The organism is Solibacillus sp. FSL R5-0449 (assembly GCF_037975215.1).
GTDB lineage: Bacteria > Bacillota > Bacilli > Bacillales_A > Planococcaceae > Solibacillus.
Map to the genome: position 1 here is coordinate 2946440 of NZ_CP150239.1, position 17712 is coordinate 2964151.

Below are 17712 nucleotides of genomic sequence, written 5' to 3' on the forward strand. Positions count from 1 at the left end.
ACTATTTCGCTAATTTTTTATTGATAGCATCTACCATTGCATCAATGAATAAAGGATGTGTATTTGGCATTGTCGGGCGATAGTAGCTTGCACCGATTTCGTCACAAACAACTTTACACTCAATGTCATTATCATATAACACTTCTAAATGCTCTGTAACAAATCCTACTGGTGTATAGATGAAAGCTTTATAACCTTTTTGCTCAAATAATTCCTTTGTTAAATCCTGTACGTCCGGTCCTAGCCATGGCTCCGGTGTTTGTCCGGCTGACTGCCAGCCTACTTCAACATTCACAATATCAGAAGCCTCTTCAATTAAACGTGCTGTTTCGATTAACTGCTCTTCATACGGGTCGCCTGCAAGTTTAATTTTTTCCGGTAATGAGTGGTTAGACACGATTAAGCAAGCATTTGCGCGTTCTTCTTCTGTCATTTTTGCCAACTCGCCATTTACGGCATTTTTCCAGAACTCAATGAATTTAGGCTCGTCATACCACGCTTCAACAGAAGTGATATTTAATGTACCGCCTAATTTTTCTGCAGCTTCTTTCGCTCGTCCATTGTAAGATTTAATCGAGAATGTTGAGAAGTGTGGTGCTAAAACAATCGATACCGCTTCCGTGATTCCTTCTTTCACCATTGCTTCTACTGCATCTTCTACAAATGGTTCGATATGCTTCAAGCCGATAAATACTTTATATTCCACTTCGTCCTGTACTTCGTTCAAACGTGCACATAATGCATGAGCCTGTGCTTCCGTCATTTTCGCAAGCGGAGAAATACCGCCGATTGCACGGTAGCGTTCTGTTAAGTCGTCCAAATGTTCCTGGCTCGGTTTACGGCCGTGACGAATATGTGTGTAATAACGTTCGATATCTTCTTCTTTATATGGCGTACCATAAGCCATTACTAATAACCCGCGTACTTCTTTCATGTAAGTCACCTCTGCATGTTTTTAAACACGTTTCTTTTTTGTTAGTTTTAAAGGTTTTACATCCCATTTAGTTTTTGGGTTCTCCAGTCAACCTTCATCTTATATAGTTTTCTCACCTATACCGGTGAATAATCAAATTTGAATTTATTGTTGTATTATGAACGTTTTGCGATTTGTTCGCGGCTGTATTCATGTACAAATGTTGTTAGTCGTTTTAAGACAGCTGGATCTACTTCTGGGAAGACACCGTGGCCTAAGTTGAAAATATGTCCGCCTGTATGTGCTAAACCTTGATCAACGATATCTTTCGCTCTTGCTTCGATTACGTTCCAGTCTGCCAGTAATAATGTAGGATCCAAGTTCCCTTGTACCGCTTTTGTTACGCCGCGCGCTTCTGCTTCACGGATTGGTAAACGCCAGTCCAAACCTACGACATCAACAGGCAGGTCATGCCATTCTTTTACTAAATGCGATGCACCTACACCGAATTGGATTAACGGCACATTCAATGCGCGCAATTCAGCAAAAATGCGTGTCATCGTCGGTTTAATGAAAATACGGTAATCTTCTACATTTAATGCACCAACCCAAGAATCGAAAATTTGGATTGCCTTTGCACCAGCTTCTACTTGTGCTGTAATATCCACAATAATCATATCAGCCAGTTTGTCCATTAACGCAAACCATGCTTTTGGCTGCGAAACCATGAATGACTTTGTTTTAGCGTAGTTTTTGCTCGGGCCGCCTTCGATCATATAGCTTGCAAGCGTAAACGGAGCACCGCCAAAACCGATTAACGGAACATTTAACTGTTCTGTCGTTAACATTTTAATTGTTTCAAGCACGTAAGGTGTATGCTCTTGTGCATTAAAATCACGTAATTTTTCTACATCAGCAGCTGAACGGATAGGGTTTGAAATAACCGGACCGATTCCCGCTTTTATTTTCACATCAATTCCCATTCCTGGTAAAGGGGTAACGATATCTTTATAAAGAATCGCAGCATCTACATTGTATTGTTCAACAGGTAAACGCGTCACATATGCACATAACTCCGGCTGCATTGTAATCTCTTCTAATGAATATTTTTCTTTTATTTCACGATATTCTGGCTGTGAACGGCCTGCCTGGCGCATAAACCAAACCGGCGTATGTTCTACTTGCTCACCGCGAGCAGCACGTAATAATGTGTCATTAAATTTCATCATTTTTGATTTCTACCCCTTAAAATAAATTCTTTTTTATTCTATACCTCAAAAACGTCATTGATATCCATGATCGACTATAAACTTTTCATTAATAATTGTATAGATTTCTTCAATAAATGTCATAAAATTGTCTCTTCTGCTATAGAACTTTTTGACAAATGGCTTGAACATCTTTATAAATGGAAATAATAGTGTAAAGGAGGTCGGTCTTATGAATTTTTATGTAACTTCAGGAACACCTGACTATATGGAAAAACTAATCGCAAAAAATCCGCAGCACCCTTTAGTTTTATTGCACGGAAATGGCAATTCGGTGGTGTTGCATGAAACAGACAAAAAATCAATTTTCGCAGTACCTCGCAAGTTTGAAGTCATTGCACAGGATGGGCAGTTTACGCAAAAGGGTTATTTTACTTTTTTCAATATGCCCATTATGTCAGATGAACGCCCGGTTTTCGAGAAAAAAGCTCTCGACGTCATCCCTGCACTGAATTCCAATGATGCTGTCATTGCCTACCGTTTATTGCGCCCGGTTAAAGCAGAAACCTATTTATTTATTATTCAATGGGGCGGACCTGCTTCCTACGAAGTCTGGAAAGCAAGCGATGAGTATAAAACTTCATTTGCCCCTGTTTTTGAAGGTACGACACAAGTGCTACAGTCGATGTTTAACTCATCCTCTTATATTACGACATATAGTGCAGCTTCAAAAGAATAATGCTTCTATCAAAAATGCTACGATTGTATTTCGTAGCATTTTTATATAAAATAATACATATTTAGAAATTCTTTCGTTTTCCGAACTATTTTGCTTCCAACTAAATAAAAGGCGGTTATGATGTGAAAATTCAAATTCAGTTGTTTAAAGCTTTTTTTGTGTCCGGAATTCTTGGCTTCGGCGGAGGTCCGACAATCATTCCATTACTACATAAAGAAGTGGTGGAAAAGTATAAACTTATGACAGACGATGATTTTTCGGATGTTTTATCAATTGGTAATACATTGCCTGGGCCGATTGCGACAAAAATGGCAGGCTATATAGGCTACCGTATAGGCGGAATGCTCGGGTTAATCAATGCCCTGTTTGCCTCGGTCATACCTACCGTACTATTAATCATCATATTATTAAATTCATTGAAGCAATTTAGCAACTCCGATTTCATCAATAACATGTCTAAAGGGGTTATCCCCATTGTGACAGTGATGATGGGGCTCTATGCATTCGATTTCCTAAAAAAATCGCATAAGTCTTTAGGTTTGAAAATCAGTGCAATTATTTTCTTATATAGTTTTATAACGATTGTTGTATTTGATCTTCACCCTGGGATCATCATTGCTTCCCTCTTAATATTGGCGCTTGCACTGCCGGCTAAAGGAGGAAAAGAACAATGATATTTTGGGAGATTTTCATTGCATTTTTAATACCGAACCTTTTGGCATACGGTGGCGGACCTGCTTCCATCCCGTTAATCGAACATGAAGTAGTAGACAGGTATGCGTGGATGACGCAAAGTGAATTCAGTGAGTTTCTAGCTTTGGCCAATTCACTGCCAGGCCCTATTGCAACGAAGATGGCGGGTTATATCGGCTTTGAAGTCGGTGGAATTTTAGGGAGTATTATCGCGTTATTCGCGACAGTTGCCCCTACCCTGATTTTGATGATTACACTTTTAAATCTTCTACATAAATATAGAGATTCACCTAAAGTAATCCGGTTATCAAGCTTTGTACTACCTGCAATTGCCGTATTATTAATTACATTAACATTCGATTTCGCAAAGTCTTCCTATGAATCAAATAAACTGATTCCAACGATTTTAATGATCGTCGGCAGCTATCTTGCATTGGAAAAATTTAAAGTTCCTTCTATTATAGTAATCGTCGTCGGGTTATTAATCGGCGGCTTCTTGTTATAAACATAATAGGCACCCATTTTCACTCTAGAAAATGGGTGCCTTATTTATTAATATTCCATTTATTATTTTGACATTCTCATCGTCAGTTCGCTCACTGCGATAATGACAACCGGGATGATGTAAAACTGCGGCTGCATTACTGCACATAGTGTCACGATAATAGCCTGTACAATGCTTAGTTGACGAAGCAGTTTTGCGACAGCCTGTTTTCTCGTATCGCGCGGAATCGGGTAAAGCATGTCCATTCGGAAATCCCCTGCTGACATGAGCGCATACTTAAGCTGAAGTGTTGTCGCAAATGCCAATGCACCTGCAACGATCCACGTAACAAACGGAATCGTAATAAACATCGCAATAACAGCTGAAATCGCCGTTAACCGTACCCATAAGTAAAAATGGTCATCTGTACGGATAAACGTACGGTAAATCAAATACGCCTGTGTATTTTCCTTTTTATAGCTGATGGCTTTATACGCTGTATCAAGCCATGCACGACGTTTGACAGAGCCCTTTAAATGCGGGACATCTGTAAAGTAGTTGGCAAAACGGTAAAAACGCATCATCCTGTTTTGCTCAAGTTTAATAAAATGCTCGTAAGGCACTGGGTTATCCTGAACTTTCTTCTTCAATGTAAATGCATAATAAGCCATCATAATTAGAAATACTATGCCTAGCAAGCCGTCTGTCAAAGTCATTTGGATTCCGATAATCGATACGACTGCCCGTACAAATCGGTCGAATCCGATGGCATTGCCACGGTTTGCATAGCGGTAGTTGAATTCGGCGCGAACATTAATATATTTCAATACTGCGATAAATGCGGCAGTCAGCCAAATTTCACCTACGCTAAGTGGCGTAACCTCTTTCAACAACGGAATCGCTATTATATAAAGAACGACCGGAACTAGCACCTGTGACCAAAATGTCCAGTTCAGCGCCTTTTTGAAATAGTTCGGCATTTGGCTCTCAAGCGGCAATAAGTACACCTGATCCGGTTCTTTCAATAAAGTGACAGGTCTACTGAATGCGACTAAGCCCCCTGCGATAACGGCAATGAGCCACTCTGCCGGGAAATCCGGCTGCACGACCTTCAGCCATTCGCTGTACTGATATCCCCCCGCCCCTGCGATAAAGACAAGGACAATCGCAATATGCCCTGTAAAGACGAAGCGCATATACTTCATCACTTCGCCGATGTAATGCTCGAAGCGCTTAGCCCATACACTATGCATGCTGTTCATTGTCTTGCTCCTTTGTCATCGCAATATACAAATCATCGAGTGTCGCAGTCGGCATATTGAACGCTTTGCGCAAATCATTCATTGTCCCTTGTGCACGTACGCGTCCTTCATGAAGAAGAATGATACGGTCACAATGTTTTTCAGCAGTCGATAAAATATGTGTAGACATTAAAATCGATGCCCCTGCACGTTTTTTATCATCCATTTGGTCTAGCAATGACTGAATGCCGAGCGGATCTAACCCGACAAACGGCTCATCGATAATATACAGACTTGGATCGACTAAAAATGCGCACATAATCATTACCTTCTGGCGCATTCCTTTTGAAAAGTGCGACGGGAACCAATTTAATCGCTTTTCCATACGGAATTCCTTCAATAAAACTTCCGAGCGCGCATCCAGCGTTTTTTCATCTAAACCATAGGCCATTGCCGTTAATTGTAAATGTTCTTTTAATGTTAATTCTTCATACAGTACGGGTGTTTCCGGAATGTACGAGAAGCTTGACCGATACTTGTCCAAATTCTCCTTCAACGTCACACCGTTTAAACGAATTTCTCCAGAGCGCGGTAAGAGCGTGCCAATAATATGCTTGATCGTCGTACTTTTCCCGGCACCGTTAAGACCGATTAATCCAACGAGCTCTCCTTTGTTAATTTCAAATGATAAATCTTGAATCACAGGCTTTCTCGTATAACCACCTGTTACATTTTGCAGTTGTAAAATTGTCACAGTCGTCACTCCTCTTTTCTAAAATTTAGTTTATCAAAAGCGAATAAAATTGAACACTGAATGCAACACTCAATTCAGAGAACAAAAAATAAATCCTTCATATAAGAAAGTAGTTTTCCGAATAATCTATGATAGAATAAAGAAAAATAATAGTATCTTCACCATAAATTGGGGTTGTACAATTGATTTTTATTGTAGGCGGATGTTTTCCAAGTGAGTTTACCGTCCTCGATTCCTCTCAATTTACAATAACATTTTTTTCGAACTTCTAATGGTGAAAATCAAAAATAAAAAAGGAGCGATAAAAAAGATGAGTGATTGCTTATTTTGCAAAATTATTGCCGGTGAAATTCCAAGTGTTAAAGTTTATGAGGATGAGCATACTTTTGCCTTCATGGATATTGCCCCGTTAACAAAAGGCCATACATTGTTAATCCCGAAAACACATTGCAAAGATCTGTTTGAAATGCCAGAAGATGTAGCACGTAACTTATATGCTGCTGCCCCGAAAGTTGCGAATGCCATTAAAGCTGCTTTTAATCCGGCTGGTATGAATACGATCAATAATAACGGTGCTGAAGCAGGTCAAACTGTTTTCCATTACCACTTGCATCTTGTTCCTCGATATGATGAAAAAGACGGACTAGTTGTCAACTGGAATGGTCGTTCACAGGAATTCCCTCCAGATGTACTGTCGACACTTTCTGAGGAAATTAAATCCCACTTATAATTGCTCCTACAAGGAGACTATGGCCAGCATCTTTCTCATAAGTGAAAATGCTGGTTTTTCTTTTAATACTTTCCCGCCTAATCTTTTCAATGTTTATCGGAAGATGGATTTGGAAAAAGATTTGGATAACAAATAAAAAAAGCGAGGTTAACAATATGAAAGCAAAATCATTTTTACTAGGAATTACAACAGGCATTGTTAGCGGTGCGGCTGTTATTTTATTTACAGCACCACAATCAGGTACAGCTTTACGTCAAAACTTATTGGAAAACACAAAAATCGCCAAATCAAAACTCCAAGACGTTCAACATGAATTAAATAATGTAAAGCAATCGATTACAACATTAAAAGCAGAAGTACAAAATAGTATGCCTAGTATAGTAAATGAATTAAAGGATAATTTCGCAAATTTCAAAACTCAGATTGAGCCGGAAACAGTAAATCTCAAACAAGAAATAGAGAAATTACAGAATTCTATAAGTGAAATCGAGAAAAATATTCCTTCAAATAGAAATAACGAGTAATGAACACTCATTCATCACTATAACTTTCGAACCAAAATAATCTTTAAAAACAGTCAAAATAATCCCAAATTTACTTTTTTATAGCATAAATCAACCAATGTTGAATTATTCCATTTTTCTAACTTTAAAGTCTTTTCTTTTATTGCTATAATATTTTTAAAACGTAAATGAAAGAAGAAGGTGATTGCTTTGACAGAAGATTTATACTCACAACGAGAGGCTATGTTATTTAGCCAAAGAGTCGCACAACTTTCGAAAGCACTATGGAAAGCTATCGAAAAAGATTGGCAAACATGGATTAAACCTTTTGATTTAAATATTAATGAACATCATATTTTATGGATTTCATATCATTTGAAAGGTGCATCCATTTCAGATGTAGCTAAATTTGGTGTCATGCATGTATCTACCGCTTTCAACTTTTCAAAAAAATTAGAAGAACGTGGATTACTTACTTTCTCAAAACGTGATGAAGACAAACGTAATACATATGTTGAGTTGACTGATAAAGGTGCAGAACTCATCCTACGTATGTATGATCATTATCACGATACAGAACATACGATTTTAATTGGTGCATTACCATTAAAAGAACTTTACGGGCGTTTCCCAGAGTTTTTGGATGTAATGGCTGTTATCCGTAATATTTACGGGGATGACTTCATCGAAATATTCGAACGTTCTTTCTTCAACTTTAAAGAAACGATTGACGACAAAGGTAAACCGTCCATCACTACAACTTCATAAAATTTCTAGTAAGAAATGTCGACAATTTAAATTGATGACATTTCTTTTTTTATTTATTATAGTTAGTTTTATGTTTAATAATGTTTCGTTAATGGAAAAGCATAATACGTCCTTTTCCATAATATTTTAGGGGGGCTCACATGCATTGTTGGAAAACAATCAATATTGAGCGTGAATACGGTACGGGAAGACTTGTATTATTGGCAATCACCCTTTTCATCCTTGTATTCTGCTTTTCATACATTGCATTCAGTTTTAATTTTAACGGTAAGCATATCGATCGCCATTTATGGTTAGTTTTATTAGTATTACCATTTATTTATCCTATGCATAAATTATTACATTATTTCGCTCTGTTTCAACATAGAAAATCACTCGTTATTCGCTTTAAGATTCAACACCTTTTGCCGGTTGTCCGGATGCGTCTGCAGCATGGTATTCCGAAAAAGTCGTACCTTTTTGCACTCGTCACACCTTTTATCGTGATTAATGCAGCAATAATCGCCGGGGGCATTAACTTCCCGGAATATGCGCATTATTTTAGCGGTTTACTCGCATTTCACTGCTGTATTTGTCTCATGGATTTTTTATATGTGAAAAATTTAATGTATGCACCAAACAATGCTATAATTGAAGAAACGCCAAGAGGTTATGAAATTTTAGTTCCGCTTGATATTTAGGTTTTTTATTGATGCTTTAGAGGGGAGGAATAAATTTGTTACTACTTGTTGTGATCTTATTCTCAGTAATATACTTATTCCAAATAAATCGAATGACTGCCGCATTATGCAGTCGACGTGAAATTCCAGAAGAAAAACAGCCAAAAATTTTCCGTACGATTAATGTACTGATTACGATTTTACTTGTAAGCATGTATGTTGAAGTACTGCTAGCCGTTTAAAAAATTTTTTATGTAATAAATTTTTTGGTCCATACTTTAATAATTGGAAAAGGTGTGTTAAAAGTCGTAAAGACTTTTAACACACCTTTCTTTCTTAGTAGATGAAAGCTGCACCTACAATAATCAACAAGATAAACAATACAACTAAAAGAGCAAAGCCAGAGCCGTAGCCGCCGCCGTTGTAACCTCCGCCACCCATATTGACACCTCCCTTCTCTCTTTCTCTCAATATCGTATGCGCCTGTTGTTACAAAACTTAGGCGCTCTTCACATGCAACCATTTTGTTTTTAAATCGTTTATGTTATAGTTACAATTGCATTAAAGTTAAGTTAGGAGCGTATTCAAATGAAAAAGACCATTTTTGCATTAACAGTTGCTGCTTCAATCGGTTTAGCTGCATGCAGTAATCCTGGAGATGAAGTTGTTGTATCAACAAGCGTAGGCGATATCACTCAAGAAGAATTTTATAATTCAATGAAGGACATCGCTGGAGATCAATTATTACAGCAAGTAGTAGTTGAGCAGATTTTAAACGATAAATATAAAGTAACAGATGAGGAAATCGAAGAAGAATTGAAGGGTGTTAAAGAGCAGTATGGCGATAGCTACGAGTCGATTTTAGCACAAAGCAATTTAACGGAAGAAACGTTAAAAACAAATATTCGTTTCACACTGTTACAAGAGAAAGCTTTAAAAGATGTTGAAGTAACTGACGAGGAAATCGAAAAGTACTACAACCAAGCATCTCAGGAATTAAACGCTCGCCACATTTTAGTGGAAGATGAAGAGACTGCAAAAGAAATTAAAGCTAAATTAGATGCTGGGGAAGATTTTGCTGAATTAGCGAAAGAATTCTCAACTGATCCAGGTTCTGGCGCACAAGGCGGAGATTTAGGCTGGTTTACAGTAGGTACAATGGTGCCTGAATTCAACGATGCTGCATATGCATTGGAAGTAGACGAAATCAGTGAGCCTGTACAATCTGAACATGGCTTCCACATCATTCAAGTAACTGAAAAACGTGATGTCAAAGATTACGGGAAACTTGAAGACAAAAAAGAAGAAATCCGTGAATCAATTGCTGCTACAAAAGCGGATTGGAACGCAAAAATGGCAGAGTTAATTAACGAAGCTGACGTAAAAGTAAAAGACAAAGATTTAAAAGACGCTTTTTCAGGCTTCAAAGCTGAATAATCGTTGAAATATAAAGTGCGAGGCCCATAATCGGGTCTCGCATTTTTTTAGTTTTTCTTCACAAATTCCGATTTCAGCTTCATTGCACCAAAACCATCAATTTTACAATCGATATTGTGGTCGCCTTCCACTAGTCGAATATTTTTTACACGTGTACCGATTTTTAATGTAGAGGAGCTTCCCTTTACCTTTAAATCTTTTACAACTGTTACAGTATCGCCATCAGCTAACAGGTTGCCATTTGCATCACGAACGACTAAACCTTCTTCTTGCACTGTTTCAGCTGATTGAGACCATTCATGCGCACATTCCGGGCACACATAATTTTGTCCATCTTCATACGTATACTCTGATCCGCATTCCGGACACTTGGGTAATTGTTCCATTTTTCACATACCTCCTGTATTTCATCCCCTCTATACTCGCATAGTTCCTGTTTATAAACAAGGCTATAAAAGTAACTATGCCCAAAACACGAACATTCCCTTTTCCTTTGTGACAAAAATCTATAAATTTTCTATAAGTTCTTCTCATTTATGTTTATAAAAAAAATAATTTCAAGAATTTTCACATATTTGTTCGGAAAGAGTATATTATCAACTTATATATTCTAATAAATAATTCAGGAGTGATTGCATTGACAGTAACAACAAAACGCGCGTTTAACTTTAATGCTGGTCCATCGGCATTACCATTAGAGGTTTTACAAAAAGCACAGGCGGAGCTAGTGGATTTTAAAGGTACTGGTATGTCGGTAATGGAATTAAGCCACCGAAGTGGGGCATTTGAAGAGGTCCATAATGAAGCGATTGCAAATTTACGCCAGTTATATGAAATCCCTGAAAACTATGAAGTACTGTTTTTACAAGGCGGAGCAAGCCTTCAATTTTCAATGATTCCAATGAACTTCTTAAATGAAGGACAAAAGGCAAGCTATATCCAAACAGGTGCTTGGTCAGAAAAAGCCTTTGCCGAAGCGAAGTTATTCGGAACACCTGTGGAAGCAGCTAGCTCAAAAAGCAATAACTACAAAAATATCCCGGCTCTTTCAGATATCCAAATCGATGAAGATTCAGCATATCTTCACTTAACATCAAACAATACAATTTTCGGTACTCAGTGGAAAACGTTCCCGACTACTGGTGACGTCCCTCTAATCGCGGACATGTCTTCAGATATTTTATCAAAGAAAATTGATGTATCGAAATTTGCCATGATTTATGCGGGCGCACAGAAGAATTTAGGCCCTTCAGGTGTAACGGTTGTCATCATCCGTAAAGATTTCCTTGAAAAAGCGAAGTCAACTATCCCGACAATGCTGAAGTACTCTACACATTCTAAAAATAACTCGTTGTACAATACACCTCCTACATTCGGTATTTATATGCTGGGCGAAGTATTGAAATGGGTGAAAGCTGAAGGTGGCTTAGAAGCGATCGAACAGCGCAATGAAGAAAAGGCGAAGTATATTTATGATGTCATCGACAATTCGAACGGCTTCTACTTCGGGCATGCCACTGAAGATTCTCGTTCATTGATGAACATTACATTCCGTGTCGCTGATGAAGAGCTGGAGAAAAAATTCCTTGCTGAAGCAAAAACAGCCGGATTTGTCGGTTTAAACGGTCACCGTTCTGTAGGAGGCTGCCGCGCGTCTGCTTACAACGCTGTCCCAGTCGAAACATGCAAAGCCCTTGCTGAATTCATGGTGAAATTCCAGCAGGATAACCAATAAAGAAAATACGAAATATAGATAATTTATGATATCAGGGTATTTAGTTGAACGGAGTGAAGGCGGCTAAGTAGCTGACAAAAAATAAGCAGTTCAAATTTTAAATTACAAAATTTGAACTGCTTTTCTTATTGAATTTAGAAATTTCTTAATACCTTAAATCATCGGCTTGTAGAATGAACGGTTATCTAATGGGAATAGACGCTCTGTAAATTCACCAGGCTTCGTTTTATCAAGGGCACGTGTCAGCATATTCATCTTCGCGTCAATATTATCAATATAGTGTAAAATTTCCGCTTCCTGAATCATAGGCTTTTTCGGGCTGCCCCACTCTTCTTTTCCGTGATGTGACAATACAAGATGTTGAAGCAGCATCACTTCTTCACCTTCGATTTTCAGTTCATTGGCAGCTTGACCAATTTCATTGACCATAATTGAAATATGACCAAGCAAGTTGCCTTCCACCGTATACATTGTACCTACTGGACCGCTTAGCTCAATGACCTTACCGATATCATGTAAAATAACCCCCGCATACAATAAATCACGGTTCAGCGTCGGATATAGATCACAAATCGCCTCACTTAATTTCAGCATCGATACAACATGGTCAAGTAAACCGGATGCATAGTCATGATGATTTTTAGTTGCGGCAGGATAGATCAGTAATTGATCTTGGTATTTTTTTGTAAGATTGCGTGTAATACGCGAGATGTTCGGATTTTGAATTTGAAAGAAGTACTGTGTAAGCTCTTCAAATAACTGTTCTTTTGGCACCGCAGATGTCGGCAAAAGATCGCTGATTTGAACGCCTTCCTCATCACGTGCAGGTCGGATTTGTTTCACACGCAGTTGGTTTTTTCCACGATAGTCGTGAATCTCTCCCCCAACTTTTACAATTACCTGTGCACGGTATAAATTTTCATGTTCTTCGTTTGTATCCCATAGCTTCGCTTCAATATCGCCGCTACGATCCTGTAAAATTAGTGACATAAAAGGCTTACCGACAGTCGTCACGCCTTTTTTTGCTTCTTTGATCAATAAATATTGGTCCACTTGTTCACCAGGTTGGAGTTTTGTAATTCCATTCACAAGCAATCGCCCCTTTATAACTCTATTACAATTTATTGTAACATGTATATGCGTGATTTATCGATTAAAAGACAATCAATTGCTTGTCGGTTCAAGAAAGAGAATTTTCTTCACAAAATGCGTTTACTCATTTTAGAAACCGGGTAAATATTTGTGGATTAAATTGTTCATGAACAGTTCATAAAATGCAAATATTTCTCGAATAATGATGGCTGATTCGTGAATTTTCGAAAAATTTCTAGTATAATTATATTATCTTGCTTATAAAGGGTGGTTTAAATGGAGAATTATCGTTTTACTGCATTTGAAAAAACTGGGGAAACATTATTTGATGAAGTGTGGAATTTCGCAAACGATGATGCTGCAAAAATCGAAGGACAAAAGCAAATCGAAGAAAAAGGTATTGCCGAGAAAACTCATCGATTAGTAAACTCGTCGGGTAAATTAATTTTATTCCACGTTTAGATGAAACGTACATAGTGAAACTTCAATCCGGCTTTTACCGGTAGTTAACTTCCGCGCCTGCGGGATAAACAAGAAGGTGCCCTGAAATTTTAGGGCACCTTCTTTATTTTGCTAAACGTTTAATTGCCCCATATAACTCTTCATTTGTCGGGACTTGTAAATACATGCGCAGCCTGACAATACGATTCAATTCTTTTTCAATCATATCCCTTGCATACGCAACACGATCTTCTGCTGCATACATATTCCGGAACTCTTCCGGCATATTATACATTTCATTAAAATCGCTTAACACGAGTTCAAGCTCTTTTTCATTTAATAAATACTGCTCTACTAAACGAACAAGCTCTTCATTAAAAATTTCCAGCATTTTCACCGAGTCATCTTTTATAAATAGATCCAGCACTTTTTTGACAAGCGTCGTCGTCAATATACTCCCTATAATAAGACCGATGATCCCGCCGATTAAACTGATGACCGCTGTACTGACATTCGGTATGGAAAGACCGACTCCCCCGCCGATGATTAACCCCGCGATACTCCCTGCAACACTTGCTGCTGTTTTGGAAATGTTTTTAAATAGTTGTGCAGGAGACATCTGTTTTTTGATCGTGCGAACAATATCGACGCTCGACAAGACACCTGTTACGATTGCTCCTGTTACAACATTTGCATTGAGTAATGTGATCGCTTTTTTAGCAATAACAGAACTGTACATCGCCTTTTTTGTAGCCGTACTAGCCATCCTCTTCACAACTGCTTTTGCACCGTTTTTTTTAACAGCACTTGCAATGCCATCATCCAGTTCAATATGGTCCACAATATTCAGGTTATCGATTTGCTTTTCGATTATTTCTTCGGCAAATGGTTCCCCTATTACTGTTAAACCTGTCAGCACAGCATTTTCAACCGCGGTAGCCCGATCTGCACCATTCCACTTACTTTGGGCGAAAGAAATCGCGGTACTCATTCCGATCGTTTCTTTCTTAAAATCGATACACCCTCTTTCATCAATCACTAGATTATGGATATTTCCAGCATCTAATATGTGACGAACTTGCTCATATGTGAATGCACCTTGCTTAATAATATCGCTATTATTAAAATGCGCATGTATTTCATGATATTGCTCGAACGGTACTTCCAAGTAATTACTCAGTTCCTGATCCAGCTGTTTTAATTCAATTTCGCAAATTGCAATCGCATCATTTACATTGGGACAATACACATTGTGTACAATTTGTCGCCGGTTGTCTGATAGCCAAATTTGGTCCATGAAGTTACCTCCATTTTTAGTCTTTCACTATCATATAAGCATTCGGTAATGATGTACAGTAATAATTTATTACCTAATAAAAAAGAGGAGCCGGCATTGTTTCACCAGCATCCCCCGATATTATTTACTTCCCTTCAAATTGCGGCATTCTCTTTCCGACGAAAGCCTGAATCCCTTCTAAATGATCCTGTGTTTGACGCATTTTCACTTGTCCGGCCGATTCGCCTTCCAATATTTGCTCTAATACAGGCAAGTTCGCGTTATGCAAGATCAGCTTTGTTTCAATCTTCGCCAAGATCGGTGATGCCAACAGCTTGCCGACAAGCTGGTCTACGGTTACTAATGCCTGACCATCTTCTACATTATAATCAATGAGTCCTAATGCTAACGCTTCATCGCCGCTTAGCACTTTTCCTTCCCATATCATTTGCTTCGCTTTTGGTGTTCCTAGACGTTCCTTCATAAAGAAGTGTCCTGCACCGTCAGGAACTAAACCGATGCCGATAAAGTTCATCGCTAATTTACTCGATTGCTCTGCGACAATGATATCACTTCCTAACGCCAGGCTAAATCCTAAGCCGGCCGCAGCGCCATGAATTTGTGCAATCGTAATCATCGGAAGTGTATAATACGCCTTCACTAAACGTGAAATATCATCCATAATCGTTCCAAAATCAGAAAAATCATCTGACGAAACCATCATTTTTACATCGCCGCCAGCAGAGAAGACTCTCCCTTCCCCTCTAATGATAAGAATTTGAACATCCTTTTCATTATGTAGCGCTTCAAAGCAATCCGCCAATTCGCGCATCATTGTAAAATCCATTGCATTCATAGCAGTCGGGCGATTTAATGTTAATGTTGCTTTTCGCTCCGCAATTTCCAGATTAATAGTTTCAAAATTCAATTGTATGCACCCCTTATTTATGAATAATCATTCATTTCGACAAATGATTTCATAACTCCTTTATTTTCACACTTCCAATGCTTTGGCCTTGCTTGGTAAAGGCTTAAAAGTGGCTAAATATTTACCGACCTGCAAGCCCGTAAATAGGCACCCGCCTAAAAATGTGCCTTCCAATGAACGGTAGCCATGTACACCACCGCCGCCAAAGCCGCTGACTTCCCCTGCCGCAAAGAGTCCTTGAACAGGATTTCCCTCGTCATTTAGTACTTGCCCGTTTAAATTGGTTTGTAATCCCCCTAATGTCTTTCTTGTGAGTATATTTAAACGTACCGCAATTAACGGTCCGGCTTTCGGATCCAAAATTTTATGGGGTTTCGCTGCACGAATTAATTTATCCCCGATATAGTTTCTTGCTCCGTGCAATGCATTGATTTGCGCATCCTTTGAAAAGATATTTTCAATTTCACGGTCACGCGCTAAAATCTGCTCTTTTATATGCATGAAATCAAGCAAGTCATTGCCTGCCAGTTTGTTCATCCCATCGACTAAATCTTTTAAACTATCCGCAATGACAAAGTCTTCCCCGTTTTCTTTAAATGCCTGAACGGCTTTGGGCGGCCCTGGTAAAACCCGCTTCAGCACGTCCATTATACTTTTATTTGTTAAATCCATATTTTGCTCAGAACCGGATAATGCAAATTCCTTTTCGATTATTTTTTCTGTCAATATGAACCAGGAGTAGTCATAGCCTGTTTTTTGAATGGCTTCAAGTGTGCTGAGTGTATCAAAACCGGGAAAGTTCGGTGCTTTGAAACGGTTTCCTGTTGCATCAAACCACATCGAGGACGGTCCTGGCAGTATACGAATTCCGTGGTTTTTCCAAATTGGATCCCAGTTTTTCAAGCCTTCCGTATAATGCCACATCCGGTCTCGATTGACGATTCGCCCACCAGCACGCTCCGTAATTTCGAGCATTTTTCCATCAACAAATGCAGGAACGCCGGATACCATATTTTCCGGCGGCAATCCAAGTCGTGACGGCCAATTTTCTTTAATAAGCTCTATATTTGCCCCGATGCCACCGCTCGCTACGACGACTGCATCTGCCGTATACTCAAATGTTCCGATAACTTCTCTTGAACTTTCTTCACCGCGGCGAATAATACTATTTTCTAAAATATTCCCTTGAATGCCCGTAACAGCGCCATCTTCAGTCATTAAATCCGTTACTTGATGGCGCGGCAAATAATCGATCAAACCACTTTCCACAGCTTGCAGTACTTTACTTGAAAAAGCTTCTACAATCGCAGGACCAGTTCCCCAAACGATATGAAAGCGCGGAACTGAATTCCCGTGTCCGCCTGCTAAAGCACCCCCACGCTCTGCCCAGCCGACAACCGGGAAAAATTGAATGCCCTGTGATTTCAGCCACTCATATTTTTCCCCCGCAGCAAAATCTACATAGGCCTTTGCCCATTCATATGCCCAGTAATCCTCATCCTCTAATCGGTCAAATCCTGCAGAGCCGCGCCAATCCTGCCAAGCAAGCTCCTTACTGTCTTTTATACCTAACCTTCTCTGTTCAGGTGTATCTACTAAAAACAGTCCTCCAAATGACCAAAATGCCTGACCCCCGATTGAATTTTCGGGTTCCTGATCAACAAGTAATACCTTTTTTTGCGCATCTATAAGCTGACAAACCGCAGTTAATCCTGCTAAACCCGCTCCAATTACGATTGCATCATAATGCATTTTCTACTCCCCCTTTGTCAGTGCATCTGTTATACAATTTCGTGGTATTTTTTATTTCCCCTTCTTTAATTGGTTTTCTTTCAAGCATTAAAATTTAAATAAAAATAAAATTTTTGTGAAATAGTAAAATCGTTATTTTTCCGATAAATACTCTGAATCACAATTTTTCAGTAAATTCAAACAAATCCCTATAAATCAATATCGTTAGCGCTTTCATACATTTCTAAAAACACGAATATTTAATTTAGTATCCCTAAATATCGTTCGTGAAATAACCGAATATTTGCTATTTAAATCATTAATTATTTATTAATTTTGAAAATTCTGTTGACAAAGGTGAACAATCGGGTTTATGATGT

The 17712-nt window shown here is 38.6% G+C and carries 21 protein-coding genes; 11 read left to right on the forward strand and 10 right to left on the reverse strand.

The window, feature by feature from the left end; genetic code table 11:
* Position 1: 1 nt before the first annotated feature.
* A complete protein-coding gene (gene hemH / locus MKY27_RS14745; RefSeq protein WP_251690373.1) occupies positions 2–934 on the reverse strand; it encodes a ferrochelatase in 933 nt (310 codons plus the stop codon).
* 155 nt (positions 935–1089) lie between these two features.
* Entirely contained in the window at positions 1090–2142 is a 1053-nt protein-coding gene (gene hemE / locus MKY27_RS14750; protein ID WP_339196030.1) for a uroporphyrinogen decarboxylase, read from the reverse strand.
* Between the two features lie 211 nt (positions 2143–2353).
* Here hemE and MKY27_RS14755 point away from each other — a divergent pair, with 211 nt between their 5' ends.
* The 3 genes from MKY27_RS14755 to MKY27_RS14765 all read left to right on the forward strand — a co-directional run bounded on the left by MKY27_RS14755 (position 2354) and on the right by MKY27_RS14765 (position 4058).
* The gene (locus tag MKY27_RS14755) at positions 2354–2860 is read left to right on the forward strand and encodes a Target of RNAIII-activating protein (protein ID WP_339173470.1); all 507 of its coding nucleotides are present in this window, start codon (positions 2354–2356) and stop codon (positions 2858–2860) included.
* Positions 2861–2982: 122 nt separating this feature from the next.
* Positions 2983–3534: a chromate transporter gene (locus MKY27_RS14760; RefSeq protein WP_339173472.1), complete on the forward strand. Its 552-nt coding sequence runs from the start codon at positions 2983–2985 to the stop codon at positions 3532–3534.
* The gene (locus tag MKY27_RS14765) at positions 3531–4058 is read left to right on the forward strand and encodes a chromate transporter (protein ID WP_339196032.1); all 528 of its coding nucleotides are present in this window, start codon (positions 3531–3533) and stop codon (positions 4056–4058) included. Before MKY27_RS14760 ends, MKY27_RS14765 begins: the two co-directional genes overlap by 4 nt.
* 62 nt (positions 4059–4120) lie before the next feature.
* On the opposite strand, the gene MKY27_RS14770 is transcribed toward MKY27_RS14765, so the two are convergent.
* A complete protein-coding gene (locus tag MKY27_RS14770) occupies positions 4121–5299 on the reverse strand; it encodes an ABC transporter permease (protein WP_339196033.1) in 1179 nt (392 codons plus the stop codon).
* A complete protein-coding gene (locus tag MKY27_RS14775) occupies positions 5283–6032 on the reverse strand; it encodes an ABC transporter ATP-binding protein (protein ID WP_339173477.1) in 750 nt (249 codons plus the stop codon). Before MKY27_RS14775 ends, MKY27_RS14770 begins: the two co-directional genes overlap by 17 nt.
* Before the next feature lie 310 nt (positions 6033–6342).
* On the opposite strand from MKY27_RS14775, the gene MKY27_RS14780 reads away from it, so the two are divergent.
* The 5 genes from MKY27_RS14780 (at position 6343) to MKY27_RS14800 (ending at position 8934) form a co-directional block, all read left to right on the forward strand.
* Positions 6343–6762, forward strand: coding sequence for an HIT family protein (locus tag MKY27_RS14780; RefSeq protein ID WP_339173478.1), 420 nt, complete (start codon positions 6343–6345; stop codon positions 6760–6762).
* Positions 6763–6917: 155 nt separating this feature from the next.
* Positions 6918–7286 (forward strand): YtxH domain-containing protein, encoded by a 369-nt coding sequence (locus MKY27_RS14785; protein ID WP_339196034.1) that lies wholly within the window; start codon positions 6918–6920, stop codon positions 7284–7286.
* A gap of 183 nt (positions 7287–7469) precedes the next feature.
* Positions 7470–8033 (forward strand): HTH-type transcriptional regulator Hpr, encoded by a 564-nt coding sequence (locus MKY27_RS14790; RefSeq protein WP_339176652.1) that lies wholly within the window; start codon positions 7470–7472, stop codon positions 8031–8033.
* Between the two features lie 140 nt (positions 8034–8173).
* Positions 8174–8713: a DUF3267 domain-containing protein gene (locus tag MKY27_RS14795; protein ID WP_339173483.1), complete on the forward strand. Its 540-nt coding sequence runs from the start codon at positions 8174–8176 to the stop codon at positions 8711–8713.
* Positions 8714–8748: 35 nt separating this feature from the next.
* On the forward strand, positions 8749–8934 hold the full coding sequence (locus tag MKY27_RS14800; protein WP_079524475.1) for a hypothetical protein: 186 nt from the start codon (positions 8749–8751) through the stop codon (positions 8932–8934).
* Between the two features lie 94 nt (positions 8935–9028).
* On the opposite strand, the gene MKY27_RS14805 is transcribed toward MKY27_RS14800, so the two are convergent.
* On the reverse strand, positions 9029–9133 hold the full coding sequence (locus MKY27_RS14805) for a YjcZ family sporulation protein (protein ID WP_081483416.1): 105 nt from the start codon (positions 9131–9133) through the stop codon (positions 9029–9031).
* 147 nt (positions 9134–9280) lie between these two features.
* On the opposite strand from MKY27_RS14805, the gene MKY27_RS14810 reads away from it, so the two are divergent.
* The gene (locus MKY27_RS14810) at positions 9281–10129 is read left to right on the forward strand and encodes a peptidylprolyl isomerase (protein ID WP_339196036.1); all 849 of its coding nucleotides are present in this window, start codon (positions 9281–9283) and stop codon (positions 10127–10129) included.
* Between the two features lie 47 nt (positions 10130–10176).
* Here MKY27_RS14810 and MKY27_RS14815 read toward each other — a convergent pair whose 3' ends face one another.
* Positions 10177–10515 (reverse strand): zinc ribbon domain-containing protein YjdM, encoded by a 339-nt coding sequence (locus tag MKY27_RS14815; protein ID WP_079524477.1) that lies wholly within the window; start codon positions 10513–10515, stop codon positions 10177–10179.
* Positions 10516–10766: 251 nt separating this feature from the next.
* On the opposite strand from MKY27_RS14815, the gene serC reads away from it, so the two are divergent.
* Positions 10767–11864, forward strand: a complete 1098-nt coding sequence (serC, locus tag MKY27_RS14820) for a 3-phosphoserine/phosphohydroxythreonine transaminase (RefSeq protein ID WP_339196038.1) — start codon at positions 10767–10769, stop codon at positions 11862–11864.
* Between the two features lie 153 nt (positions 11865–12017).
* On the opposite strand, the gene yhaM is transcribed toward serC, so the two are convergent.
* Positions 12018–12953 carry a 3'-5' exoribonuclease YhaM gene (gene yhaM / locus MKY27_RS14825; RefSeq protein ID WP_079524479.1) on the reverse strand — a complete coding sequence of 312 codons (936 nt, stop codon included), beginning with the start codon at positions 12951–12953 and terminating at the stop codon, positions 12018–12020.
* Positions 12954–13232: 279 nt separating this feature from the next.
* On the opposite strand from yhaM, the gene MKY27_RS14830 reads away from it, so the two are divergent.
* On the forward strand, positions 13233–13418 hold the full coding sequence (locus MKY27_RS14830; protein WP_008406474.1) for a YhzD family protein: 186 nt from the start codon (positions 13233–13235) through the stop codon (positions 13416–13418).
* A 103-nt stretch (positions 13419–13521) separates the two neighbouring features.
* Here MKY27_RS14830 and MKY27_RS14835 read toward each other — a convergent pair whose 3' ends face one another.
* From MKY27_RS14835 to MKY27_RS14845, 3 genes are all read right to left on the reverse strand, one after another.
* Positions 13522–14694: a hypothetical protein gene (locus MKY27_RS14835; protein ID WP_339196040.1), complete on the reverse strand. Its 1173-nt coding sequence runs from the start codon at positions 14692–14694 to the stop codon at positions 13522–13524.
* A gap of 124 nt (positions 14695–14818) precedes the next feature.
* Positions 14819–15601: an enoyl-CoA hydratase gene (locus MKY27_RS14840; RefSeq protein ID WP_339173498.1), complete on the reverse strand. Its 783-nt coding sequence runs from the start codon at positions 15599–15601 to the stop codon at positions 14819–14821.
* Positions 15602–15667: 66 nt separating this feature from the next.
* On the reverse strand, positions 15668–17353 hold the full coding sequence (locus MKY27_RS14845) for an FAD-binding dehydrogenase (RefSeq protein WP_339196041.1): 1686 nt from the start codon (positions 17351–17353) through the stop codon (positions 15668–15670).
* Positions 17354–17712: the final 359 nt, after the last annotated feature.